Annotated in this window: 23 protein-coding genes; 13 read left to right on the top strand and 10 right to left on the bottom strand. The window is 67.9% G+C overall.

What is annotated here, in order from left to right; genetic code table 11:
- Positions 1 to 63 precede the first annotated feature (63 nt).
- Positions 64 to 849 (top strand): adenosylcobinamide-GDP ribazoletransferase, encoded by a 786-nt coding sequence (locus tag GH664_RS11235; RefSeq protein ID WP_153168158.1) that lies wholly within the window; start codon positions 64 to 66, stop codon positions 847 to 849.
- A 10-nt stretch (positions 850 to 859) separates the two neighbouring features.
- On the opposite strand, the gene GH664_RS11240 is transcribed toward GH664_RS11235, so the two are convergent.
- Positions 860 to 2038: an ATP-binding protein gene (locus GH664_RS11240; protein WP_153168159.1), complete on the bottom strand. Its 1179-nt coding sequence runs from the start codon at positions 2036 to 2038 to the stop codon at positions 860 to 862.
- Positions 2039 to 2111: 73 nt separating this feature from the next.
- Between GH664_RS11240 and cobC the strand changes: the two genes are divergently transcribed.
- The 5 genes from cobC (at position 2112) to msbA (ending at position 8279) form a co-directional block, all read left to right on the top strand.
- Positions 2112 to 2663 carry an alpha-ribazole phosphatase family protein gene (gene cobC, locus GH664_RS11245; protein ID WP_153168160.1) on the top strand — a complete coding sequence of 184 codons (552 nt, stop codon included), beginning with the start codon at positions 2112 to 2114 and terminating at the stop codon, positions 2661 to 2663.
- 239 nt (positions 2664 to 2902) lie between these two features.
- Complete coding sequence (locus tag GH664_RS11250; RefSeq protein ID WP_153168161.1) at positions 2903 to 4426, top strand: glycosyltransferase family 39 protein; 1524 nt, start codon at positions 2903 to 2905, stop codon at positions 4424 to 4426.
- Between the two features lie 90 nt (positions 4427 to 4516).
- Positions 4517 to 5866 (top strand): D-glycero-beta-D-manno-heptose-7-phosphate kinase, encoded by a 1350-nt coding sequence (gene rfaE1, locus GH664_RS11255; RefSeq protein ID WP_153168162.1) that lies wholly within the window; start codon positions 4517 to 4519, stop codon positions 5864 to 5866.
- Complete coding sequence (locus tag GH664_RS11260; RefSeq protein WP_228111475.1) at positions 5863 to 6531, top strand: tyrosine-protein phosphatase; 669 nt, start codon at positions 5863 to 5865, stop codon at positions 6529 to 6531. The genes rfaE1 and GH664_RS11260 overlap by 4 nt, the downstream gene beginning before the upstream one ends.
- Positions 6528 to 8279, top strand: coding sequence for a lipid A export permease/ATP-binding protein MsbA (gene msbA, locus GH664_RS11265; protein WP_153168163.1), 1752 nt, complete (start codon positions 6528 to 6530; stop codon positions 8277 to 8279). The genes GH664_RS11260 and msbA overlap by 4 nt, the downstream gene beginning before the upstream one ends.
- Positions 8280 to 8404: 125 nt before the next feature.
- Here the strand turns inward: msbA and GH664_RS11270 are convergent, their stop codons facing one another.
- From GH664_RS11270 to GH664_RS11290, 5 genes are all read right to left on the bottom strand, one after another.
- Complete coding sequence (locus GH664_RS11270; protein ID WP_153168164.1) at positions 8405 to 9067, bottom strand: sulfotransferase family 2 domain-containing protein; 663 nt, start codon at positions 9065 to 9067, stop codon at positions 8405 to 8407.
- The gene (locus tag GH664_RS11275) at positions 9068 to 10201 is read right to left on the bottom strand and encodes a glycosyltransferase (protein ID WP_228111476.1); all 1134 of its coding nucleotides are present in this window, start codon (positions 10199 to 10201) and stop codon (positions 9068 to 9070) included.
- Between the two features lie 3 nt (positions 10202 to 10204).
- The gene (gene asnB / locus GH664_RS11280) at positions 10205 to 12028 is read right to left on the bottom strand and encodes an asparagine synthase (glutamine-hydrolyzing) (protein WP_153168165.1); all 1824 of its coding nucleotides are present in this window, start codon (positions 12026 to 12028) and stop codon (positions 10205 to 10207) included.
- A 140-nt stretch (positions 12029 to 12168) separates the two neighbouring features.
- A complete protein-coding gene (locus tag GH664_RS11285; protein WP_153168166.1) occupies positions 12169 to 13278 on the bottom strand; it encodes a glycosyltransferase in 1110 nt (369 codons plus the stop codon).
- Positions 13275 to 14387, bottom strand: coding sequence for a glycosyltransferase (locus tag GH664_RS11290; RefSeq protein WP_153168167.1), 1113 nt, complete (start codon positions 14385 to 14387; stop codon positions 13275 to 13277). Before GH664_RS11290 ends, GH664_RS11285 begins: the two co-directional genes overlap by 4 nt.
- Before the next feature lie 97 nt (positions 14388 to 14484).
- On the opposite strand from GH664_RS11290, the gene GH664_RS11295 reads away from it, so the two are divergent.
- From GH664_RS11295 to GH664_RS11325, 7 genes are all read left to right on the top strand, one after another.
- Complete coding sequence (locus tag GH664_RS11295) at positions 14485 to 15303, top strand: glycosyltransferase family 32 protein (protein ID WP_153168168.1); 819 nt, start codon at positions 14485 to 14487, stop codon at positions 15301 to 15303.
- A gap of 40 nt (positions 15304 to 15343) precedes the next feature.
- Complete coding sequence (locus tag GH664_RS11300; RefSeq protein ID WP_153168169.1) at positions 15344 to 16927, top strand: hypothetical protein; 1584 nt, start codon at positions 15344 to 15346, stop codon at positions 16925 to 16927.
- 75 nt (positions 16928 to 17002) lie between these two features.
- Positions 17003 to 18049, top strand: coding sequence for a glycosyltransferase family 9 protein (locus tag GH664_RS11305; protein WP_153168170.1), 1047 nt, complete (start codon positions 17003 to 17005; stop codon positions 18047 to 18049).
- Positions 18046 to 19140 carry a glycosyltransferase family 4 protein gene (locus GH664_RS11310; RefSeq protein ID WP_153168171.1) on the top strand — a complete coding sequence of 365 codons (1095 nt, stop codon included), beginning with the start codon at positions 18046 to 18048 and terminating at the stop codon, positions 19138 to 19140. The genes GH664_RS11305 and GH664_RS11310 overlap by 4 nt, the downstream gene beginning before the upstream one ends.
- Positions 19137 to 20216 carry a glycosyltransferase gene (locus GH664_RS11315; RefSeq protein WP_194270385.1) on the top strand — a complete coding sequence of 360 codons (1080 nt, stop codon included), beginning with the start codon at positions 19137 to 19139 and terminating at the stop codon, positions 20214 to 20216. Before GH664_RS11310 ends, GH664_RS11315 begins: the two co-directional genes overlap by 4 nt.
- 44 nt (positions 20217 to 20260) lie before the next feature.
- Positions 20261 to 21022: a polysaccharide deacetylase family protein gene (locus GH664_RS11320; protein ID WP_153168172.1), complete on the top strand. Its 762-nt coding sequence runs from the start codon at positions 20261 to 20263 to the stop codon at positions 21020 to 21022.
- A 155-nt stretch (positions 21023 to 21177) separates the two neighbouring features.
- The gene (locus GH664_RS11325) at positions 21178 to 21747 is read left to right on the top strand and encodes a Uma2 family endonuclease (protein ID WP_153168173.1); all 570 of its coding nucleotides are present in this window, start codon (positions 21178 to 21180) and stop codon (positions 21745 to 21747) included.
- Between the two features lie 109 nt (positions 21748 to 21856).
- On the opposite strand, the gene GH664_RS11330 is transcribed toward GH664_RS11325, so the two are convergent.
- The 4 genes from GH664_RS11330 to GH664_RS23860 all read right to left on the bottom strand — a co-directional run bounded on the left by GH664_RS11330 (position 21857) and on the right by GH664_RS23860 (position 22964).
- Complete coding sequence (locus GH664_RS11330) at positions 21857 to 22147, bottom strand: CcdB family protein (RefSeq protein WP_153168174.1); 291 nt, start codon at positions 22145 to 22147, stop codon at positions 21857 to 21859.
- Positions 22135 to 22389, bottom strand: coding sequence for a type II toxin-antitoxin system CcdA family antitoxin (locus GH664_RS11335; protein ID WP_153168175.1), 255 nt, complete (start codon positions 22387 to 22389; stop codon positions 22135 to 22137). Before GH664_RS11335 ends, GH664_RS11330 begins: the two co-directional genes overlap by 13 nt.
- A 115-nt stretch (positions 22390 to 22504) precedes the next feature.
- Positions 22505 to 22759, bottom strand: a complete 255-nt coding sequence (locus tag GH664_RS11340) for a DUF2442 domain-containing protein (RefSeq protein ID WP_153168176.1) — start codon at positions 22757 to 22759, stop codon at positions 22505 to 22507.
- Entirely contained in the window at positions 22740 to 22964 is a 225-nt protein-coding gene (locus GH664_RS23860) for a DUF4160 domain-containing protein (protein ID WP_264301966.1), read from the bottom strand. Before GH664_RS23860 ends, GH664_RS11340 begins: the two co-directional genes overlap by 20 nt.
- Positions 22965 to 23039: the final 75 nt, after the last annotated feature.

The raw sequence follows: 23039 nt of genomic DNA on the forward strand, positions 1-23039 counted from the left end.
ATGCTTTATGCGCAGTATAGCCATTAGAGAGAGCGCCCCTACGCTCAACCTGACTTAACCTCGATGCGCTACCAGCTCGAACTCTTCTTCACCGCGCTCGGCTTCTTCACCCGCCTGCCGGTGCCGGCCTGGGTGCCGTGGTCGACCGAGCGGCTCAACCACTCGGCACGCTACTTTCCGCTGGTGGGCTGGGTGGTGGGCGCGATCGGCGCAGCCACCTACCTCGCCTGCGTGATGGTCCTGCCGCCGACGCTGGCGGTGCTGCTGTCGATGGCGGTGACGGTGCGCGTCACCGGCGCTTTCCACGAGGACGGCTGGGCCGACGCCTGCGACGGTCTGGGCGGCGGCTGGGAAAAATCCCAGGTGCTCACCATCATGAAGGACTCGCGCATCGGCAGCTACGGCACCATCGGCATGGTGCTGATGCTGCTGGCGAAGGCGGCGGCGCTGTACGAACTGGGCGCCGAGGACGAGCTCGACGTGGCGATCGCGCTACTGGTGGCCCACCCGCTGTCGCGGCTGGCCTCGACCAGCCTGATCCACCTGCTGCCCTACGTGCGAGAGGACGAAACCTCCAAGGCCAAGCCGCTCGCCCGCCGCCTCACCGGCTCCGAGCTGGCGATCGCCTCGCTGTGCGGTCTGCTGCCGCTGGCACTGCTGTCACCCATCGAAGTGCTCGGCGCCACGCTCGCCGTGCTGCTGGTGACGGCGTGGGCCGCGCGCATGTTCCTGCGCCGCCTCGGCGGCTACACCGGCGACCTGCTCGGCGCCACCCAGCAGGCGTCGGAGCTGGCGTGCTACCTCGGCATCCTGGTGGCCTGGCATCCGGCGCTGGCGGCGCTCTTCTAAGTGCCGGTGCTCAGCCTGAAACGACATTCCCTGCGACAGCGATGAACTCGCGCCATCCCAGCGCGCGACAAGCCTGCCGCTCGTAGTCGCCCTCGCCGCCGAAGACCAGCCAGGGCAGGCGGCCTTCCTCGCCCGCCAGCGCGCGCCACTTCGCCACGGCTTGCGGCCAGTCTTCCGCGAAGGTCATGCCCGACTTGATCTCCACCGCCTGCAGGCCTTCCGACGTTTCCAGGATGAGGTCGACCTCGTGACCCGCGCTGTCGCGCCAGAAATACAGATCCGCCGGCTGTCCCGCATTGAGGCGCCGCTTGGCGAGCTCCGACACCACCCACGTTTCGAACAGCGCACCGCGCGAAGCATGCGTCTCGACACTGGCCGGATGGCGGATGCCGAGCAGCCAGGCCATCAGCCCGACGTCCAGAAAGTAGAGTTTTGGCGTCTTGACCAGCCGCTTGCCGAAATTGCGAAAGTAGGGCGGCACGCGCATCGCCAGGAAGCTCGCCTCCAGCACCGACAGCCACTCACGAGCCGTCACCGCAGAAATGCCGCAGTCCGCCCCGAGCGCTGCCAGATTGAGCAACTGCCCCGAACGCGCAGCGCACATGCGCACGAAGCGCTGAAAAAGCCTGAGATCCCGCACCGCCAGCAATTGCCGCACGTCGCGCTCGAGGTAGGTGGCAACGTAGTTGGCGAACCAGTCTCCCGGCTCGAGCTGGCGGTCGTACAAGGCCGGGTAGCCTCCTTGCCACAACAGGGTGTCGATGTGGTCGGGCAGGCTTCCATGTGTAGCCAGCTCCGCTCCGGACAGGCCAAGCAGCTCCACCCTGCCGACACGGCCTGCCAGCGACTGGCTGACGCCCGACGCCAGTTCGAATTGCTGCGAGCCGGTGAGCACGAAGTCTCCCATGCGGCGACGTTCATCGACCAGGCCTTGCAACCATGACAGCAAGGCCGGGCAGCGCTGCACCTCGTCCAGGATGGCGCCGTCGGGGAAACGCTGCAGGAAGCGCTTCGGGTCGCGCTCCGCAAACTCGCGTTCGTCCGGATTCTCGAGCGAAACATAAGCCTTTTCCGGAAAACCGAGCCGTGCCAGCGTGGTTTTTCCAGCCTGCCGGGGGCCGGTCAGCAGCAACACCGGGAAACCCTTCGCCAGCCGATGGAGCGTTGCAAGTGCCTGACGCGGAATCATATTGCTGATCGAAAGTTTTAACTTCGATCAGCATAGCAAATGAATCTCGGGCGGCAAGATAGACTTCCGCCTCATGGAACTCCACCTGATCCGCCACCCCCGGCCCGACGTCGCGCACGGCGTGTGCTATGGCCAGCACGACGTGGGCCTGGCCGAATCCGCAGAGGACTGCGCCACGCGGTTGCGTCCGCTGCTGCCGGCCGAGTTCGAGTTGCATGCCAGCCCGCTGCAGCGCGCGCGCCTGCTGGCGGACGCGCTCGGCGAACCTTTGCTGGACGAGCGCCTGAAGGAGATCCACTTCGGCGCTTGGGAAGGCCGGCTGTTCGACGACATCGGCAGCGCGATCGACGACTGGGCGGCCGATCCGCTGGGTTTTCGCGCGCCGGGTGGCGAATCGGCGCGCGAGATGGCGGCGCGCGCGCTGGGCTGGCTCAACGACCTGATCCTTAGCCGCCCCCCGGGTCCGGTGGCCGTCGTCGCCCACGGCGGCCCGCTGCGCGCCATCGCCGGCCACCTGCTCGGCCTGCCGGCCGAGCGCTGGCTGGGGCTGGACTTCGCCTGCGGGCACGTGACTCGCATTGACGTCGAGAGCTGGGGGGTGGTGTTGAAGTGGTTCAACCGCTGAAGCATTGAGCACCCAAGCGGCTGATCGCGGTCAAGCCCGCTCCTACGGCAGGGCGCGTGCCACTCATACGCCGCGTTCGCTAACATCGGCCACATCGCGGTCAAGCCCGCTCCCACGGTAGCGCGGTCCTGTAGGAGCGGGCTTGACCGCGACCCCGCAGATTGCGGCAAAGGCGGAGGCGCGATGGGCGGGGGGCGCCGCAAAGTCCGAGGTGGCCGCGTTCCGCTAAACTCGCGCCCATGACGCCCATCCCGAACGCCACGCATCTTGCCGACCATCGGCCGGCCAGTGCGCCACCCGCCTGGCTGCTGCCGCTCCTCGCGGTCGCCTTCACGCTCTACCGCGCCTGGGCGATCCTGCACCTGCACATCGACCCCTATGTGGACGAGGCCTACTACTGGGGCTGGGCGCAGGCGCTGGACTGGGGCTATTACTCCAAGCCGCCGCTGATCGCCGGGCTCATTGCGCTGTGCCAGGCGCTGTTCGGCGACAACCTGCTGGCGCTGAAGGCGCCGTCGCTGATCCTGTATCCGGCCGCGGCGCTGGTCATCCAGCAGCTCGGCCAGCGGCTGTTCGACGCGCGCATCGGCTTCTGGGCCGGACTCGCCTTCCTGACGATGCCGATCGTGTCGGCGCTGGGACTGTTCGTCAGCACCGATGCGCCGCTGCTGTTTCTCTGGGCGCTGGGCATGCTGCTGCTATGGCGCACGCTGCAGACCGGGGCCACCGTCGGCTGGCTGGCGATCGGGCTGGTGGCCGGGCTGGGCATGATGTCGAAGTACACCATGGCGGCCTTCATCGGCTCCGCCTTCCTCGCCCTGCTCGCGCATCCCGGCGGCTGGCGGCAATTGCTGCGGCCCGGGCCGTGGCTGGCGCTGGTCGTCGCCTTTGCCGTGTTCGCGCCCAACCTGTGGTGGAACTGGCAGCACGGCTTCCCCACCTTCCAGCACACCGCGGAGATCACCCGGGTGAGCGGCGCGGGCGTCGCCCAGCGCGGCTTCAAGCCGGGCGAGTTCTTCGAGTTCCTGGGTGCGCAATGGGTGTCGTTCGGCCCGCTGCTCGCCGTCGGCCTGGCCTGGGCGCTGCTGCGAGCGCGCAGCCTGTGGGCGGACACGCGCTTTCGCTTCCTGCTGATGCTGGTGTTGCCACTGCTGACCGTCGTCGGCCTGCAGGCCCTCACCGGGCGCGCCAACGGCAACTGGGCGGCGCCGATCTTCGTCGGCGGCTGCGTGCTGGTGCCGGCCTTCCTGGCGCAGGGCGGACGTAGCCGCTGGCGGCTGATGATCGTGGCGGTGGCGTTCAACCTGCTGCTGGCCCCGGTCGCCTACCACTGGCCCGACCTGGTACGGCTCGCCGGCAAGGAGCTCACGTCGCGCAACGACCCCTACAAGCGCGCGCGCGGCTGGCAGGCGTTTGCCGAGTCGGTCCGCCCCTATCTCGCGGCGCAGTCCTCGGCGCATCCTGACGTGGTGCTGCTGTCGGACGAGCGCGAGATGCTGGCGCAACTGATCTACCACCTGCGCCCTGCACACTATGCGCGCTGGCAGCCGCAGGCTCACGTCACCGACCACTACGGCCTCACCGCGCCGCTGACGCTGCAGACCGGCCAGCACTTCCTGTTCGTCACCGACCGCGACGACGCGGGCGCGATCAGCGCGCGCTTTGCCGCCGCCGAGCGGCTGGGCGAGGTCGACATCGCCGTTTATCCGAAGCTGCACCGTCGCGCGACGGTGTGGCTGCTGCGCGACTTCCAGGGCTACTGAAGCCGCACCGCACGAGCGCCGCCGGACCGGGGCGGCGCCGATCCATGGGATAATCCGCCGGTTTTCCCGATACGGACTGCGTTCGCTCCCATGCTGCTTCCCCTTCCGGACTTCTCCGGCAGCCGCGTGCTCGTCGTCGGCGACGTCATGCTCGACCGCTACTGGCACGGCGCCACCTCGCGCATCTCGCCGGAGGCCCCGGTGCCGGTGGTGCGCGTGGGCGAGGACGAAGTGCGCGCCGGCGGCGCCGGCAACGTGGCGCTCAACGCCACCGCGCTGGGCGCCCGCACCACCGTGGTCGGCCTGGTGGGCGAGGACGAAGCAGGCCGCCTGCTCGCCGCACGGCTCGAGGCGCAGCAGGTACGCTGCAGGCTGCAGACGGTGTCGGATGCACCGACGATCACCAAGCTGCGGGTGATCAGCCGCCACCAGCAACTGATCCGGCTCGATTTCGAGCAGACCTTCGCCGCGCAACATGCCGGCCTGATGGAAGCGGCGGTGGCCGAGTTGCTCACCGAAGCCGACGTGCTGATCCTGTCCGACTACGCCAAGGGCACGCTCGCCGGCGTGCAGGTGCTGATCGCGCAGGCACGGACGCAGGGCGTGCCGGTGGTGGTCGACCCCAAAGGTGCCGATTTTTCCCGTTACCGCGGCGCCACCCTGGTGAAGCCCAACCTTGCCGAGTTCGAGGCCATCGTCGGCCCCTGCGCCGACGATGCGACGCTGATCGCGCGCGGCGAAGCCCTGCGTGCCGAACTCGAGCTCGACGCGCTGCTGATCACCCGCGGCGAGCGCGGCATGACGCTGCTGCGACGCAACGCGACGCCCTTCCAGTTACCCACCCGCGCGCGCGAAGTGTTCGACGTCACCGGCGCGGGCGACACGGTGTCGGCGGCGCTGGGCTGCGGCATCGCCGCCGGGCTGTCGCTGGCCGACGCCACCGCGCTGGCCAACCTCGCCGCCGGCATCGTCGTCGGCAAGCTGGGCACCGCCACCGCCACGGTGGATGAGGTACGAGCCGAGATGGAGCGCCACGCACCGCTGCCGCAGGGCGTGGTGAGCGCGGGCGCGATCGCCACGGTGCGCGAGCGCGCCCGCGCGGCCGGCGAGGCGGTGGTCGCCACGCTCGCCCCCGCGGCCATCGACGGTGGCGCGCTCGATTTTCTCGACGCCGCGCGCGCGCTCGGCGACCGCCTGGTGGTGATCGCGCCCGCCGCGGCCGACGGTTCGCCACATGCGTTGCTGCCGCTGCTGGCGGCGCTGCGCATGGTGGATTGGGTGGTGCCGGCCACCGCGGACGGATGCGACGCGCTGGTCGATGCGATCGCGCCCGACGCCTTCGCCTGCCGCGCCGGCCAGCCCGCCGGCATCACCGCAGACACGCTCGCGCGCCTGCCGGCGGTGCAAAACATCCCCTTCACCGTCGACAAGGCGAAATGACCAGACCGGACCCCCTCAAGACGCCAGGCGGCCGGCTCAAGGCCTGGCTCGACATGCACCTGGTCGACCACGGCTTCATCCGGGCCGTCTACAACAACTTCTACCACCTGGGCGGTGGAATGTACCGTTGCAGCCAGCCCAGCCCGGCACAGATCCGCAAGTACCAGCGCAAGTACGGCATTCGCAGCATCATCAACCTGCGCGGCGAAAACGACTTCGGCACCTACCATTACGAAAAGGATATCTGCCGCAAGCTGGGCATCGCCCTCCACGACACCAAGCTTTATTCACGCAATGCCCCGCGGGTGCAGGAGATCAAGGCGCTCGGCGCGCTGTTCGAACAGATCGAGTATCCGGCCCTGATGCATTGCAAATCTGGCGCGGATCGCGCCGGACTGGGTGCGGCCCTTTACCGCATCCTTCATCTCGGCCACCCGGTGGCCGATGCAGCAGCGGAGCTCAACTGGCGCTACGGGCACTTCAAGAAGGCCCGCACGGGGGTTCTCGACTTCTTCTTCGCCTCTTACCTCGCCGAGACGGCCAGCGCCCCGGTCGACTTCCTGACCTGGCTGGAAACCCGCTACGACGCCGACGCCCTGCATGCCAAGTTCCGCGCCGAAGGCTGGTCCAGCCTGCTGGTCGACAAGGTGCTGCACCGGGAATGAAGGCCTCGATCCAGCTCTACCGCCGCCTGCTCGGCTCGCTCAAACCCTACTACAAGGTCGTCGCGCTGTCGCTGCTGGCGATGGTGGCTGCCGCGTCGCTGGAGCCGGTGCTGCCGGCGCTGCTCAAGCCGCTGGTCGACGAGAGCCTGATCGGCAAGAGCGCCACCGCGCAGTGGCAGGTGCCGCTGTTCCTGATGCTCGCCTTCCTCGGCAAGGGGATCGCCGAGTACGCCGCCAGCGTCTCGAGCCAGTGGATCGCCAACAAGGCGATCACCGACTTGCGCCAGCAGGTGTTCCGCCACCAGATGCACCTGCCGATGTCGGTGCATCAGGCCGAGGCCGGCGGGCGCATGCTGTCGCGCATCCTGTACGACATCCCGCAGGTCGGCTCGGCGCTCTCCAACGCCTGGATCATCATCATCCGCGACTCGCTGATCATCGTCGGCCTCACCGGCTACCTGATCTACACCGCCTGGCAGCTCACGCTGCTGATCGTCGCCATCGCACCGGTGGTGGCCTGGCTGATCCGCGTCGCCAGCCGCAAGCTGCGCGGCTCCAATCGCGCCATGCAGGAAACCACCGGGCACATGACCGGCGCGGTGGAGGAATCGCTCACCGGCATCCGCGAGATCAAGCTCTTCGGCGCGCACGAGCATGAGGACCGCAGGTTCGCCGTCATTTCCGAGCGCCTGCGCCAGCAGACGATGCGCACGGTGCGCGTGTCGTCTGCCAACGTGCCGCTGGTGCAGGTCCTCGCCGCTGCAGCCGTATCGGCGGTGATCTGGACGGCCTCGGCGCTGTCCGCGGAAAACAAGCTCACGCCCGGCGAATTCGTGTCCTTCGTCACCGCGATGTCGATGCTGTTCGAGCCGATCCGCCGCCTGACCAACATCAACTCGGTGATACAGCGCGGCCTGGCCGGCGCGCAGAGCATCTTCGAACTGCTCGACACCCCGCCCGAGCCCGACACCACGTCCGCCGACCGTCCCGCCGCGCGCGGCGAACTGCGCTTCGAGCAACTGAGCTTCAGCTACCCGGCGCAGGACGGCCGGGCGCTCGACGGCTTCGAGCTGGCGATCCGCCCCGGCGAGACGGTGGCGCTGGTGGGCGCCTCGGGCAGCGGCAAGACCACGCTGGTCAACCTGATCACCCGCTTCTTCGAGCCCACGCAAGGCCGCATCCTGCTCGACGGCGAGCCGCTTGGCACCCTGCCACTGGGCTGGCTGCGCAGCCAGATCGGCTGGGTCGGCCAGCAGGTGGTTCTGTTCGACGACACGCTGGCTGCCAACATCGCCTACGGCCGCCCGCAAGTGCCGCTCGCCGACATCGAGCGCGCCGCCCGCGCTGCACATGCCTGGGAGTTCATCGCCAAGCTGCCCGACGGCCTGCAGACCCGCGTCGGCCCCAACGGCAGCCAGCTCTCCGGCGGCCAGCGCCAGCGCGTCGCCATCGCCCGCGCCTTCCTGAAGGACGCCCCCATCCTGCTGTTGGACGAAGCCACCTCGGCGCTCGACAACGAGTCAGAGCGCGCGGTGAAGGACGCGCTCGACACCCTGCGGAAGAACCGCACCGTGATCGTCATTGCCCACCGCCTGTCCACCATCCGCGACGCCGACCGCATCGTGGTGATGGAGCGCGGGCGCATCGTGGAGGTCGGTACGCATGCCGAACTGGCCGCGGCCGATGGGGCGTATGCGCGGCTGTTGGCGAGTGGCAGCGAGATTGCGGTGGATGATGCGCTCCAATAAACGTCAATTCGGGACGCTTACCGGAAACCCGTAGGGCCGGCTTCAGCCGGCCAATCGACCGTCGCGCCGGACCGCCGGTCGGCTGAAGCCGACCCTACGATGCCTGGGGCGCTCGAATCGCTCGATCAGGGCTCGTCGAACCGGTACCCGAAGATCCGGATGTCCGGCTCGAAGTGCTTCGCCACCATCTCCGCCAGCTCGTCGGTGTAGTAGCTGCGGAAATCCTTCTGGCGGTCGGTCGCCTGGCGCTTGTGCAGCAGCTCGGGCGGCTTGATGCCGATGCGGCGGCAGGCTTCGTCGAAGTCCTCGGCCAGGTGCTCGTAGCGTCCCATGAAATCCACCAGCACCTTGCCGTGCAGGTCGATCACGTAGTCGCTCTGCAGCTCGATGCTGGTGTCCACATGGAACTGGTAGGGCCGCTCGGGATCGAGCTTCCAGCGGATGAACTGGTCGAAAGTCTCGATGTGGCTCATCAGGTGCGGCCGCTCGCGCCGGATGTGGTGGAACGAGCTCACCTGCAGGTCCCACGGGTTGCGCACGAAGACGAACTTGAAAAGATTGTCGAACGTCTCCGCCGGCAGCATCTCCTTCGCGGCGATGATCTTCGAATGGCGCGGAAACTTGATCCCCAGCCGGTGGCCGGACAGCGCCGACAGCCGCGAGCACAGGAACTGCACCGGATACCAGGGGTCGCGCAGGCGCAGCGGGCGCAGCGAGTCGCGCACCGAGGTGCCGCCCGTCTTGGCGATATGGACGAAGAGGAAGTTGTATTTCAGCGACAGCAGCATTCAGTCGGTTCCAGTGAGCCCGAGCGCGGCGAGATAGGCCTGCGCCGACGCGTCGCGATTGTAGGCCGCCACCGCGCGCTTCAGCTCGGCGGCGGGCAGCGGCGCGGCCAGCGTGCGCAGCATCGCCTCGCCCAGCGCCTCGGCGTCGCCGACCGGCACCAGCGGGCCGTAACGCCCGCCGTCCAGCACCTCGCGCGGGCCGCTCGGGCAGTCGGTCGCCACGCTGGGCGTACCCAGCGCCAGCGCCTCGGTCAGCACGTTGGGTGAGCCTTCCCAGGCGGAACTGAGCACGAAGAGATCGGCCCGCGCCATCCACGCATAGGGATTGTGCGTGAAGCCTGGCAGCGCCACGTCGGCGGCGACGCCGAGTTCGGCGGCGAGCGCTTCCAGCCGCGCGCGATGGCGCCCGTCGCCGAGGATCACCAGCCGCGCCGGCCGCGCACGCCTCAGCGTCGCAAAGGCACGCACCAGGGTCGGGAAGTCCTTCTGCTCGGTCAGGCGGCCGGCACCCAGCACGAGCGGCACGGCGTGGTCGGCAAACCACGGATGCTCCACCGGCTGCGCCGCGAGTTCGCCCAGGCGCGGCGTCACCACCGGGTTGCGGATCACCTGCAGCCGCTCGCGCGGCAGGCCGGTGAGGCGGGCGGTGTCTTCCAGCACGCCTTCGGACACGCACACCACCCGCTCCACCGGCGGATAGAACAGCCGCATCGGCGCCACGCGCAGCCAGCGCGCCAGCCCCGAACGCCCTTCGAGCGCCGCCGACAGGTTGGTGCCCAGCCGGCCGACGATGCGCACCTTGCTGCCCGCCAGCCAGCGCGCCAGCACCGCGGCGCGGATGGCGCGATCCTTGGCGGCAAGCAGGGCCTCGGGCTTCGCCTCGCGCAGGTAGCGCGCCAGCGGCCGCACCGCCATGCCGCTGTGGCGCACGCCGAGGTCGATCAGCCGCACGCCTTCCGGCAAGGCCCCCAGATGCGCGCTGTCGGCGCGGATCGCCAGCAGGTCGACGGTGACTCCGCGCGCCGCGAAGCCTTCGACGAGGTTGAGCACCATGCGCTCGACGCCGCCTTCGCCGGAAAAGGAGATCAGCACCGCCAGGCGGGCACGCGAGCCAGGGCGAAGCGCGTCGTTCACCGCTCAGGCACCCAGCAGCTCGAGCGGCTCGACGAGCGCCGGCGGCCGCGCGCCCTCGCCCTCGATGAACATCCGGTGCCAAAGCGCGAACTGCAGCAAGGCGTACAGCAGCCGGGCGGCCGTGCGGTCCCTGCCATGCTGCCTGCGCACCAGCCGCGCCACTTCGTCCGCATTGAACCAGGCGCGAATGGCGGGCGAAGCGGCCAGCGCCCGGCCGAGCCGGGTCAGGAAGTCGCCGCTCAGCCAATTGTTGACCGGCACATGGAAGCCACGCTTCTTAGCCGAGATCTGCTCCTCGAGCACGTAGGGACGCGCCCACTCCTTCAGGAACACCTTGCCGCGCCGGTCGCTGACCTTGAGCTCGTCCGGCAGCGACAAGCCGAATTCGACGATGCGGTGATCGAGGAAGGGTACGCGCCCCTCCAGCCCCCAGGCCATCATCATGCGGTCTGCCTTCACCATCAGGTTGTCCGGCAGTGCGGTGAGGAGCTCGTCGTACTGCATGCGCTGCAGTGCCGACCAGCTCGGCGGGCTGGCCTCCCAGGCGTCGATGAACGGCTGGCGCACGCGCGTGAAGGCCTCCCGCAACTCCGCCCCGAGGAGCCGGCGACGCGCCCCGCGGTCCAGCGCGCCGCTGGTGCGAAACCCACCCGAGCCCGGCTGCAGCAGGTCCTTGACCCAGCGCTGCACGGCGGACTTGCGGAAGCGGCCGTAGCCGGCGAACACTTCGTCGCCCCCCTCGCCGGAGAAGACCACTTTCAGCTCGCCGACAGCGTGACGCGACAGCAGCGAGGTGGGGATGTTGGCGTAGTCGCGCATCAGGTCGTCCGCCGCCCAGACAGTGGCTGCCAGGTGCTGACGCAGCTCGTCGCCGCTCGGCCGGATCTCGGTGTGCAGGCTGCCATAGCGCCTGGCCATCTCCAGCGCCGGTGGCAGTTCGTCCTGCGTGCCGGTGCCGGGAAAGCCCACCGAGAAGGTGCGCACCGGCTGGTCGCCGTACTTCGTCAGCAGCGCCAGCAGCGTGCCTGAATCGACGCCGCCGGACAGGAACAGGCCGAAAGGCACGTCGGCGCGCATGTGCTGGCGCATGACCGTTTCCATCAGCGGCGAGAACGCCTCCCTGGCCTCCTCGAGCGTCAAGCGCTGTGGCTGCACGTCGGAGGCCGACCAGTATTGCCAGCGGCGCACCAGGCGCCCATCCTCGAACAGCACCGCCTCGCCCGGCGCCAGGCGCTCGACGTCACTCAGGATCGTCGTGCGGCCGGAACTGAACTGATTGTGCAGGAACTGCACGAGGCCATCGGCATCGATCCCGACGCGCCCCTGCAGGGCCGGCAGCAACCCCTTCAGCTCGGAAGCGAACGCGTAGCCGTCAGGCAGTTTCGCCAGAAACAGCGGCTTGATGCCGAGCCGGTCGCGCGCCAGCAGCAGGCGCCGGCGCGGGCGGTCGTACAACGCGAAGGCGAACATGCCGAACAGGCGCTGCAGGCAGGCCTCGCCGTCGCGATCATAGGCGTGCAGGATGGTCTCGCTGTCGGAGCGCGTCTGGTAGTGGGCGCCATCACGCTCGAATTCGGCACGCAGCTCGAGATCGTTGTAGATCTCGCCGTTCGCGACCAGGACCAGTTCGTCGCCGCGCGCGTAGAGCGGCTGGTGGCCATGCGCGAGGTCGATGATCGAAAGCCGCGTCTGCGCCAGACCGACGTCACCTTCGATGAAGTAGCCCCGGTCGTCCGGACCCCGATGCGCCAGCGCCGCGGCCATGCGCTCGAGCACCTCCCGGTCCGCGGGCCGGTTCTTCGAAATGACGCCTGCGATGCCACACATAAGCCAACGGGCTCCAGAAGGGGGTTGAGGGAGACTCGGCGATCCGCGAACCGCCTCCCGGACGAGGGTCCCGTGCCTGCAGCCGGAAGGCGCGGAGTTTAGCATCGGCCCGCGCAGGCGAGCCCGTTCAGGTCGCACGTTCAGGCCGCCCGAACCGGCAGGCCGAACGCCCCGAGATAGGCGTCGGTCGCCGCCGACACGGTATAGGGCTGGATGGCCGCCTTCAGCGTCGCCGCGGGCAGAGGCGCATCCAGGGTTTCGGCCATCGCCCGTTTCAGCCCCTCGGCATCGTCGACCGCGACCAGTCTGCCGTAGCGGCCACCCTGGAGCACCTCCGCCGGGCCGCTCGGGCAATCGGTCGAAACCACCGGCGTGCCGGCAGCCATGGCCTCGATCAGCACGAAACCGAGCCCTTCCCAGCGCGAGGTCATCGCAAACAGGCTCGCGTGGGCCATGTAGGCGTAAGGGTTGTCGACGAAGCCGGGCAACGCGAAGGCGTCCGCAACGCCCAGCTCCGCGGCGAGGTCGATCAGGTGCTGACGCCAGTTGCCCTTGCCGAGGATCATCAGCCGGCACGGCCGCTCCCTGCGCAGCAAGGCAAACGCGCGCAGCAGCACGTCGAAGCCCTTGCGCTCGCACAACTCGCCGACACCCAGGATCAGCGGCGGCTCGCCCGGCTGCAGCCAGGGGTGGTCGGGCCGCGCGAACTCCCGCTGCAGGAATTCGTCGGGCACCACCGGGCTCGCGACCGGGAGGATGTGCGCACGCGCGAGGCCGGTGTAGGCCGCCATGTCGTCGGCCACGCCGGTCGAAGTCACGATGACCCGATCGGCAAAGCCATACAGCTTGCCCATCGAATTGCGCTGGAGCCAGCGCTCGAATGCGCCGCGATGGGCGAGATCGATTGAGATCGTCGTGCCGGAGCTGAACACCAGCCGCGTGTCGCTGCCGGCCAGCCACTTCGCCGCCAGGGCGGTGCGATTCACGCGGTCCTTGTCGCTCAGCAGCACGGCGGGGCGGTTCGCCCTTAAATAGCGAGCGACCGCGAACACTGCGGTGTAGGTATGTCGCGTGCCCAGATCCAGCACGCGGAAGCGCGGATGCTCGAAGCGGATGTCGGGCCCATGGCGGCGCACCTTGAGCAGATCGACCGTGTAGCCACGGCCGACGAGTTCCGGCACCAGGTGCTTCATCGCCCGGTCAACGCCGCTGTGCCCGGAAGTCGAGGCGAAGATTGCGATCGTCGTCATGCACGAGCCTCTGCGGCGAGGGACTGGAACAGCGCCAGGTAGCGTTCCGCGCACGCTTCCACGCTGTATTCGGCCACCGCAGCCTTACGACCGAGCGCATCACCGGGCCGGTCGAGCGTCGCCAGCATGGCGCGCGCCAGCGCCGGCGCATCGTCCACCGGCACGAGGGGCGCAACCGCCCCGGCGCGCAGGATTTCCGCCGGTCCCGACGCACAGTCCGAAGAGACCACCGGCGTTCCGAGCGCGAGGGCCTCGATCAGCGCATTCGGTGCCCCCTCGCGGCGCGAAGACAGCACGAACAAGGCCGCACGCGCGAGATAGCGGTATGGATTGGGATCGAAGCCGGGCAGCGCGAAATCCGCCTCCACGCCGAGTTCGCGTGCCTGCTTCGTCAGCGCGGCGCGCAGACGCCCCTCGCCGAGGATCATCAGGCGGCACGGCCGCGCCTGCCTCACCTGCGCAAATGCCTGCAGCAGCACATCGAAGCCCTTGACCTTACCGAGGCGGCCGACCCCCAGGATCACCGGCGGCGCACCGGCCGCGAACCAGGGGTGATCGAGCGGCTCGGCCGCCTGCGCCAACAATCTGCGCGTGATCGTCGGATTGCGGATCAGATGCACCCGCTCGGGGCGCAGCTCGGCAACTTTTGCGATGTCCTCGACCACGCCCTCGGAATTGCCCACCACCGCAATGGCAGCACGATGGACGAAGCGCACCTTCAGCCTCATGCGCCACCGCGCGTAAGGCCTCAGTTCTGCCAGCCGTGCCGAGAAATTGGTACCCGGCTGCATGATCAGACCGGTCTGCACCCTGGCGAGGCGGCGCGCAAGAAGAACGGCGAAGGCGGATTCGTCCTTGCCGCACAGTACGAAATCCGGTCTGGCGTCCTGCAGGTAACGGCACAGGAAGGGTTGCACATCTGCGATCCCATTACGCACTCCGTCGATCAGCCGCACACGCGGATCCAGTTCGTCGAGGTAAGGCGCGCCGCGGTGCCGCGTCAGGAAATCGACCGCCACACCCAACGCCGCCAGGCCGCCGGCCAGATTGACCAGCATGCGCTCGACACCGCCGTCGCCGAAGGAAGGAATGAAGATTGCCAGACGCATTGAGGAGGTGTCGGGTGCGTATCGATGCCAGCCGCGATTATAATTCAAGCCTCATGGCGCCCCCCGGAAACACTTTTCATGCACACAGGATGACTCCGTGCGACGCATACTCGGCTGCCTGAGCCGCGGCAGATATTACCTGACGAACGAACTGCCACTTCAGCTCGTCGCGGATCGTGAAAAGCTGCAGGCCGTCGAGCAGTCGATACCGACAACGGTTTACCAGACCTGGGAAGACCGCTACTTCGGCAAGACGCACGCGCGTGAATTGGAGAAGTTCCGCGACATCAACCCGGAACTCTCGCTCGTGATCTTCGACCAGCAGCAGCTCGGCGCATACATGGCCGAGCACTGGGGCGAGCACCCCATCCACCGGATCTTTGCCAATGTGCGCTTCGGCCCGATGCGGGCGGACATCTTCCGTTACTGCATCCTCTTCGAGCGCGGTGGCTACTATTTCGACATCAACAAGGCCTGCACCACCCCCCTGACCGCGCTGCACCCGCGCGATGCCTCTGCGCTGATTTCGTACGAAGGCAGTGACTGCATCGTGCTGCCCGACGACGAGGCGATGGGGCGCATGCAGCACCCCGACAAGATCGTGTGCCAGTGGGGCCTCGCTTTTGCGCCGGGACATCCGGTCCTGGCGCGCATGATCGACAACATTTGCCATCACTACGATTACTTCCGCAATCGCAGCTTCAGTTTCCCCAAGAGCGCCATCCTCGCCTTCACCGGTCCGGGCATGTTCACCAAGACCGTGCGCGAAGCCTTCTCCGCTGGCGATCATGCCGGCGTGGCGCAGGCGGGCATCGATTTCAACGGCTCGGGCATCCCGCGGCTCAACGGCTCGAAGGTCAGGTATCTGACCGTTCCCGCCTATGCGGCGGCCCGCAATGCGGTCATCGTCACCTGACGGGCCCGCTGCGCGCCTGCACCAACGCCCACAGGTCCACATGAAGCAACAGGAACTGCCGCCGACCTTGCCGTCGGAGCCGACATCAGGCAAGCGTGACCTCGCCCGCGCAGGCGCCGCCCTCCTCACCGTGCTGCTGATGGCGACCGCCATCCTGGCCGGGCGGATCATCAACCCCGACGGCGTGCTGTACATCGACACCGCACAGGCCTTTCTGGACAAGGGCTTGTCGGGCGCGCTGGCGAGTTATCCGTGGCCCTTCTATCCGATCCTGATCGGCCTGGTGTCGCACCTCTCCGGGCTTTCGATGCTGCATTCGGCCTACCTGGTCAACACCGTCTGCATCGTCATTCTGGCCGACGCCTTCATCCGCCTCTGCCGTCTCGTCGGTAGCGCGGGCCATCTGGGCTGGGTGCCGGTGCTGCTGTTCTTCGCCTTCCGCGGCCTGGATCACAGACTGGAAATCATCCGCGACTGGGGCTTCCTTGCCTTCTCGCTGCTCGGGTTCGTGCACTTCACCCGCTTCTGGCTGGACCCGCGCGGTCGGCTCGCCGACGCGCTCGCGTGGCAGGTCGCCATCGCCGTCGCCTGCCTGTTCAGGATCGAAGCGGCAGCCTTCATGATTCTCGCGCCCCTGGGCCTGCTCGCGCAGGCCGGAGGCCGGACGATGCGCCTGCGCCGCTGGCTGCTGGCAAGCTGCTGGATCGTCCCCGCGCTGGGCTTGCTGGCCGGGCTCGCGCTGTCGGGGCACCTGCCGGCCTCCCGGCTCGACGAACTGTACCTGCGGGCCAATCCGCTGCTGCTCTGGCACACGTTCACCGATCGCGCCACGCTGCTTTCCAATGCCATCCTGAACGAACACAGCCGCGACCTCGCCCAACTGATCCTCGGCACGGGCCTCATCGCGTCCATCGCCTACATGACGCTGGCCAATTTCGGCAATGGCCTGCTGCTCGCCTGCGCCTGGTGCCTTTACCGCGGACGCCGCCATGTCGCCGTCAAAGCCGGGCCCATCTACTGGGTGCTGGCGATCAATGTGCTGATCCTGCTGGTGTTTCTGGCGCAGACTCCGATCATGGTCAACCGCTATGCGCTACTGGCGTCGCTTCTGCTGCTCGCGCTGCTGAGCCCTTATGTGGCGGATGCGCTGCAAGCCGTGCCCCCGATCGCGGAGAGCACGGTTGGGCGCCTGTCGCGTCCGGCGCTCGCCATCCTGCTCGGCGTCATCGTGCTCACCGGCTTCATCAAGCTTCCGCCTTCGAATCTGTTCATCAACGATGCGGCACTGTGGATCAAAGGCCACGTGACCGCCGGTGAGCGCATCATCATCAACGACACGCGCCTCCAGTTCCTGGCAGGCATCTCGCGTGACAATCCGGCCGCGCGCGAAGTACCCGAAATCCGACTGGCGCTGCAGAACACGCCCCCTCCGTTCTACCTGGCGCTCTACGCGAGCAATAAGGAGATGAACGACTTCGCCGCGACACTCGGCTGCCTGCCGCAGGTGGCCGAATTCAGGGCGCGGAACGCACCCAGGAGCGTTCATATCTACAAGATCGACGACGTGCCAGCCGCCTGGAAGCAGAATGGCTTTTCCTGCCCCCAGGAGTCTGTCGCGCGCTGACCCTCAACCTGCGGGACACTCGCGATGTAATCTGCCGGCGGGTCCTCTCACTTCACACCTGACTCCTGTTCCCCCTTGAACCGCCTCCTCATCGTCCGCGCCTCCGCCATCGGCGACGTCGTCTTCGCCTCGCCCTTCGCCGCCGCGGTGAAGCGCAGCTATCCGGACGCCCATGTCGCCTGGCTGGTCGAGCCCGGCATCCACGAGCTGCTCGCCGCCGACCCCTGCATCGACGAGCTGATCCTGTGGCCGAAAGGCGAATGGAAGAAGCTGTGGAAGGAAGGCCGCTACCTCGAATTCCTGGGCCGTGTCCGCGTCTTCCGCGCGATGCTGCGCGACAAGCGCTTCGACACCGCGATCGACATGCAGAGCCTGCTCAAGAGCGGGCTGCTGACCTGGCTGTCCGGCGCGCCGCGGCGCATCGGGCTGGGTTCGCGCGAAGGCAGCCAGTGGCTGATGACCGAGGTCGTGCCCAAGGGCGGCATCGAACGGCGCATCAGCTCGGAATATCTGTACCTGGCCGAGCGACTGGGCCTGGACACCGGCGAATTCCTGCCGCGGCTGTGCGTGAGCGATGAGACCGAGGCGAAGGCCCGGGCGCTGCTGGCCGCGCATGGCCTCGAACCCGGCCGCTACGCGGTGTTCGCGCCCTTCACCACGCGGCCGCAGAAGCACTGGTTCGAGGATGCGTGGCAGGCGCTGGCGCCGCGGGTGCGCGACGAGCTCGACCTCACGCCGCTCGTCCTCGGCGGCCCGGCGGACAAGGAAGCCGCGCGGCGCATCGCGAGCGCGGCGCCCGGCGTCGTGTCGCTGGCCGGCGCCACCCGGCTGCCCGAGGCGGCGGCGATCATCAAGCATGCCGGCCTGCTGGTGGGCGTCGACACCGGCCTCACCCACATGGGCACCGCCTTCGCGACGCCCACCGTGGCGCTGTTCGGCTCCACCCGGCCCTATCTGGACACCGGCCGCGCCAACGGCAAGGTGATCTGGCTCGGGCTGCCCTGCTCGCCCTGCCGCCGCCGCCCGACCTGCAACGGCGCCTTCACCTGCCTGCGCGACATCAGCGCCGAGCGCGTCATGCACGAAGCCCGCGCAGTGCTGGCTGCCGAGCGCGCCGCATGAAGGTCCTGCACGTCGAATCCGGCCGCCACCTGTATGGCGGCGCCAAGCAGGTGCTCTACATCATGGAAGGGCTCGCCCGCCGCGGCGTGACCAACCTGCTCGCCTGCCCGCCCGGTGCGCACATCGCCGCGCCGGCACGCGCCTGCGCGCAGGTGTTCGAGCTGCCGATGAAAGGCGACGCCGACCTCGGCCTGGCGCTGCGGCTGAAGCGCCTGATTGAGGTCGAGCGCCCCGATCTGGTGCATCTGCACAGCCGCCGCGGCGCAGACCTGTGGGGCGGGGTCGCGGCGCGGCTCGCGGGCGTGCCCTGCGTGCTGTCGCGCCGGGTGGACAACCCCGAGGCGCGCTGGGTGGTGGGGCTGAAATACCGGCTGTACGACCATGTGATCACCATCTCCGAAGGCATCCGCCAGGTGCTGCTGTCCGAAGGCCTGGCGGCGGACAAGGTGAGTTGCGTGCGCAGCGCGGTGGATGCCGCGCCCTACCTGCGCGACTACGACAAGGCGGGCTTCCGCGCTTCGCTCGGCCTGCCGGCAGGCACACCGCTCGCCGGCATGGTGGCGCAACTGATCCCGCGCAAGGGCCACCGCTATCTGCTCGCCGCGCTGCAGAACGTGCTGCCGCGCCACCCGGCGCTACAGGTGCTCGTGTTCGGCCGCGGCCCGCTGGAAGCGGAACTGCGCCAGGCGATCGCCGACCAGGGCCTGGCCGGCAACGTGCGCTTGATGGGCTTCGTGGACAACCTGCCGGAGATCCTCGGCGGCCTCGACCTGCTGGTGCATCCCGCCGACATGGAAGGCCTGGGCGTGTCGCTGCTGCAGGCCTCCGCCGCGCGGGTGCCCATCATCGCCAGCCGCGCCGGTGGCATGCCGGAGGCGGTGCGCGACGGCGTCAATGGCCTGCTGATCGCACCGGGCGACGTCACGGCACTGGCCGCGGCGATGAACCGGCTGCTCGACGACGCCGCCCTGCGCACGCGCATGGGCGAAGCCGGCCGCGCGCTGGTGCTGGACGAGTTCTCGGTGGAGGCGATGTGCGAAGGCAACCTCGCCATCTATCGCAAGGTGCTGCAAGGACGCGGAAAGACATGAGCCAACTGAAATCCCTGCACCTGATCGGCAGCGCGCACATGGGCGGCGCCGAGCGCTGGTTCACCCGCTTCCTGTCGGCGATGGTGCGACATGGCGAGCCGGTCGAGGCCGTCGTGCGCCGCGGCTCGGAGCTCGCCCGCCACCATTTGCAGGACGTGCCGCATCGCACGCTCGGCTTTCGCACCGTGTGGGACCCGCTGTCGCGCTTCGAGGTGTCGCGCCTCATCACGAAGAGCGACGCACCCATCGTGCAGACCTACATGGGCCGCGCCACCCGCCTCACGCACATCAAGCCGGGGCGTGGCAAGGTGCATCTGTCGCGGCTGGGCGGCTACTACAAGCTCACGCCGTTCCGCCATGCCCACGCCTGGATCGGCAACACCAAGGGCCTGTGCGACTGGATGATCCAGGGCGGGCTGCCGGCCAGCCGCGTGTTCCACATCACCAACTTCGCCGACCCGGCCAAGCCGGTGCCTGAGGCCGAGCTCGCGGCGCTGCGCCAGCAGATCGACGTTCGGCCCGACGACTGGCTGATGGTCACCGCCGGCCGCTTGATCGACGTGAAGGGTCACCGCTTCCTGGTCGACGCGATGGGCCGGCTGCCCGCCGATATCGACGGCAAGCGGCTGCGCCTGGTTGTGCTCGGCGACGGCGGGCTGCGCGACGCGCTCGACGCTCAGGCGCGCCATGCCGGCGTCGCCGACCGCATCCTGTGGGCCGGCTGGCAGCACGACCCGGCACCCTGGTTCCACATCGCCGACATGGTGGTATTCCCGTCGCGCGATGCGGAAACGCTGGGCAACGTGATCCTCGAAGCCTGGGCCTACGGCAAGCCGCTGGTCGCCACCGCCTTTCGCGGCGCGCGCGAGATCGCCTGCCATGGCGAGGACGCCTGGGTGGTACCCTGCGACGACGGTGCTGCGCTGGCGGCAGGCATGGAGCACGTCATCCGCGAACCGGACCTGCAGCGGCAGATGGTGGCCAACGGCCTCGTCCGCATCGACCGCGATTTTTCCGAAAGCGCGATCATCGGCCAGTACCGTGCGCTCTACGCGCAGTTGCTGGACAATCGCTGAACCCGGCGCCGACGTAGAGACAGAACCCGCAAAGACGATCCCCGATGAGCGACGGCATCAACATCCTGATGTACCACCAGGTCGGCCGCTTCGACCGGCTCGAGGGCGCCATGGCGTCGCATCGCTCGACCTACTGCCGCGTCGACCGCTTCGCCGCGCAGATGGCCTTCCTGAAGCGCTTCGGCTACACGGTGCTGTCGATGGATCAGGTGCTCGCCTGTGTGCGTGGCGAGGCGCCGATTCCGCCACGCGCGGTGGCGCTCACCTTCGACGACGGCTACGAGAACTTCGCCGAACACGCCTGGCCCATCCTCAGGAAGCACGGCTTCCCGGCCATGGTGTATCTGATCGCCGGCCTCGTCGGGCGCCCGTCGAGCTGGTTCGAGCGCGACAATCGCCCCACGCCGCCGCTGATGACCGCTGACCGCATTCGCCAGTTGCGCGCCGAAGGCTGCGACTTCGGCGGCCACTCGGTGAACCACGTCAAGCTCGCCGAACAGGACGACGCCACCATCCGGCGCGAAGTGACCGACTGCAAGTCCATGCTGCAGGATCTGCTCGGCGAGCCGGTGCGCCACTTCTGCTACCCCTTCGGCAGCCACGACCTGCGCGCCGTCGAAGCCTGCGCCGAAGCCGGCTGGACCACCGCCACCACCTGCGAGCGCTCCCCCGCTACAACCGCCGACGACCCCCTGACCCTGCCGCGCAAGGCCGTCGCCTGGGGCGATTCGCTGTTCGGCGTGTGGTGGAAGATTCACATGAAGAACACGCCGAAGCGGCCGTTGATCCGGCGCGCCGCGTGGTGAGCGGCAGGGTCAAGCGCAACAGGTCCGTACCTTACATGTAGGAGCGGGCTTGACCGCGACTCGGTGCCTGGTCGCGGTCGAGCCCGGTCCTACACGGGGCGATTGAGCCTGCCACGACGACTGGCTATGCTCCTGAAAAACCCGGAGCACGCATCATGGCCTTGCCCCAGACCCAACCCGAATTCGACATCGACGCCTACATGGCCTGGGAAGAAACCCAGCCCGAACGCCACGAGTATCTCGGCGGCGAGGTGTTCGCCATGTCCGGCGGCACGGATGCGCACTACACCATCCTGGGTAATGCCTACGCAGCGCTTCGCTCCGCACTTGCGGGCAAGCCCTGCCGCGCCTTCGTTTCCGGCATGAAGCTCCGCATCGAACGCGCAGACGCGGTGTTCTACCCCGACGTCTTCGTCACCTGCGATGCGCGCGACCGCCAACCGGAGGCGAGCCTCGCCAAGCAGCATCCCTGCCTGATCATCGAAGTACTGTCTGACTCCACCGCCGCTTTCGACCGCGGCCGCAAGTTCGAGCTCTACCAGCAGATCGACACGCTGCAGGAATACCTGCTGATTGAGCAGGATCGCCGGCATGCCGACCTTTTCCGCAAGAACAGCGAGGGGCTGTGGGTGTTGCATCCGGCGGGCGAGGGTGATGTCGTCCGGCTGGCAAGTGTTGGGGCCGAGTTGGCGCTGGATGGCTTGTATGAGGACGTCGAGCTGTGAGCAGGTTCAAGAGCTGAACCCGACACACTTACGCCCGCCACACCCTCAAATCGACCAGTCTGCCAGTTGCATTGTCGATTTCGGCCCCCGATTTCGTGCCCATCCGCCACTAAACACCTGACATCAGAATGTCGACCGCACGATTGATGCTGTCACCCTGATCGGCCACGCTCCCGACGCAGCGCACATTGGCTCGTCGCACCGCCGCGATGAGTCGGGTGGCAAGAATCAACCGCTTACCGTCATAAAGAATTTCGGGGTTCAGGCCCTTGACGGCGGGATAGTCGGGCAGCAACGGAATGACGACGACCGCAGGGTCGGGCGGCAAGAGGTCGCTTTCGACCACAACCATCTCCACGCCCTTGTATTCCGCCACGCTGTAGCGGTTCAGGCGTTCCACGAAGCGGTCCCTGGAGCACACATGATCTCGGCCAGCGGGTGACCATTGCGCTCGTGCCATGCAGCTTGTGCAGCAAAGTTGTCTGCATTGTCATTCAGCCACTGCTTGCGACGGGCTTCGGCCACCGCCCTCTTGAGCGCCGCTTCGGCCACGGCCGATACGTTAATCTCCAGCACCTTGGCGGAGTCAAGCAACTCAGCGTCCAGCGTCAGGGACGTCTTGCGTTTGATGGCAGATACCATAGCTCAGCCCCTACTCAAAATACCGCATCAATATACCGCAAAATGGCGAGCCAACGAGATGTGGCGGAGGAATCGGTGTCAGACCCCGATCTCTTCGATTTCACCCGCCCTGCGACTACTGCGGTGCCCGTACGCCGCGCAGCAAGCCTTCCGTGCTCAAGTCCTCATCGATCAGCGGCCAGTGGATGCCGTAGCCGCCGCCGGCCAATTCCCAGTGGCTGCGCTGATCGGCCGTCGCATTCGCCAGCCGTGGGTACCATGCCAGCGGTGCCGCAATCGTGCGGCCATCCATGAGGTCGACTACAAGCCGAGTCTCATCGACCCTCACGTTCATCACCCGAACGTCGGTGTCATGTGCCAAAGAATGCATCCCATGCTCCTTTCAACACGACTTGTTCATTGCGCACAAGGCGTTGCAGTTTGCCCAACTCCTGGGCCGTGAAACCTGAGCTTCTCGCAACCGACGCATCGTGCAGCCAGACTTTCGCTGTCGCAGCCCCTTTGTCGATGTGGACATGAGGTGGCTCGCCGGGTTCGTGGCTATAGAAGTACGGTCGATAACCCTCAACCCGCAAGATCGTCGGCAGCCTGTCTCCTCAATCAGCATTTGCTCGCTGCTCTTGCTGCGAAAACCAAGTGTATCCCGGCTG

Source organism: Thauera sp. 2A1, assembly GCF_009469595.2.
In the GTDB taxonomy this organism is placed as follows: domain Bacteria; phylum Pseudomonadota; class Gammaproteobacteria; order Burkholderiales; family Rhodocyclaceae; genus Thauera.

Excerpts from the sequence above, each read along its gene's own strand:
- GH664_RS11235 (WP_153168158.1), top strand. The coding sequence starts at position 64 with ATGCGCTACCAGCTCGAACTCTTCTTCACCGCGCTCGGCTTCTTCACC.
- GH664_RS11240 (WP_153168159.1), bottom strand. The coding sequence starts at position 2,038 with ATGATTCCGCGTCAGGCACTTGCAACGCTCCATCGGCTGGCGAAGGGT.
- cobC (WP_153168160.1), top strand. The coding sequence starts at position 2,112 with ATGGAACTCCACCTGATCCGCCACCCCCGGCCCGACGTCGCGCACGGC.
- GH664_RS11250 (WP_153168161.1), top strand. The coding sequence starts at position 2,903 with ATGACGCCCATCCCGAACGCCACGCATCTTGCCGACCATCGGCCGGCC.
- rfaE1 (WP_153168162.1), top strand. The coding sequence starts at position 4,517 with ATGCTGCTTCCCCTTCCGGACTTCTCCGGCAGCCGCGTGCTCGTCGTC.
- GH664_RS11260 (WP_228111475.1), top strand. The coding sequence starts at position 5,863 with ATGACCAGACCGGACCCCCTCAAGACGCCAGGCGGCCGGCTCAAGGCC.
- msbA (WP_153168163.1), top strand. The coding sequence starts at position 6,528 with ATGAAGGCCTCGATCCAGCTCTACCGCCGCCTGCTCGGCTCGCTCAAA.
- GH664_RS11270 (WP_153168164.1), bottom strand. The coding sequence starts at position 9,067 with ATGCTGCTGTCGCTGAAATACAACTTCCTCTTCGTCCATATCGCCAAG.
- asnB (WP_153168165.1), bottom strand. The coding sequence starts at position 12,028 with ATGTGTGGCATCGCAGGCGTCATTTCGAAGAACCGGCCCGCGGACCGG.
- GH664_RS11285 (WP_153168166.1), bottom strand. The coding sequence starts at position 13,278 with ATGACGACGATCGCAATCTTCGCCTCGACTTCCGGGCACAGCGGCGTT.
- GH664_RS11290 (WP_153168167.1), bottom strand. The coding sequence starts at position 14,387 with ATGCGTCTGGCAATCTTCATTCCTTCCTTCGGCGACGGCGGTGTCGAG.
- GH664_RS11300 (WP_153168169.1), top strand. The coding sequence starts at position 15,344 with ATGAAGCAACAGGAACTGCCGCCGACCTTGCCGTCGGAGCCGACATCA.
- GH664_RS11310 (WP_153168171.1), top strand. The coding sequence starts at position 18,046 with ATGAAGGTCCTGCACGTCGAATCCGGCCGCCACCTGTATGGCGGCGCC.
- GH664_RS11315 (WP_194270385.1), top strand. The coding sequence starts at position 19,137 with ATGAGCCAACTGAAATCCCTGCACCTGATCGGCAGCGCGCACATGGGC.
- GH664_RS11320 (WP_153168172.1), top strand. The coding sequence starts at position 20,261 with ATGAGCGACGGCATCAACATCCTGATGTACCACCAGGTCGGCCGCTTC.
- GH664_RS11325 (WP_153168173.1), top strand. The coding sequence starts at position 21,178 with ATGGCCTTGCCCCAGACCCAACCCGAATTCGACATCGACGCCTACATG.
- GH664_RS11335 (WP_153168175.1), bottom strand. The coding sequence starts at position 22,389 with ATGGTATCTGCCATCAAACGCAAGACGTCCCTGACGCTGGACGCTGAG.
- GH664_RS11340 (WP_153168176.1), bottom strand. The coding sequence starts at position 22,759 with ATGCATTCTTTGGCACATGACACCGACGTTCGGGTGATGAACGTGAGG.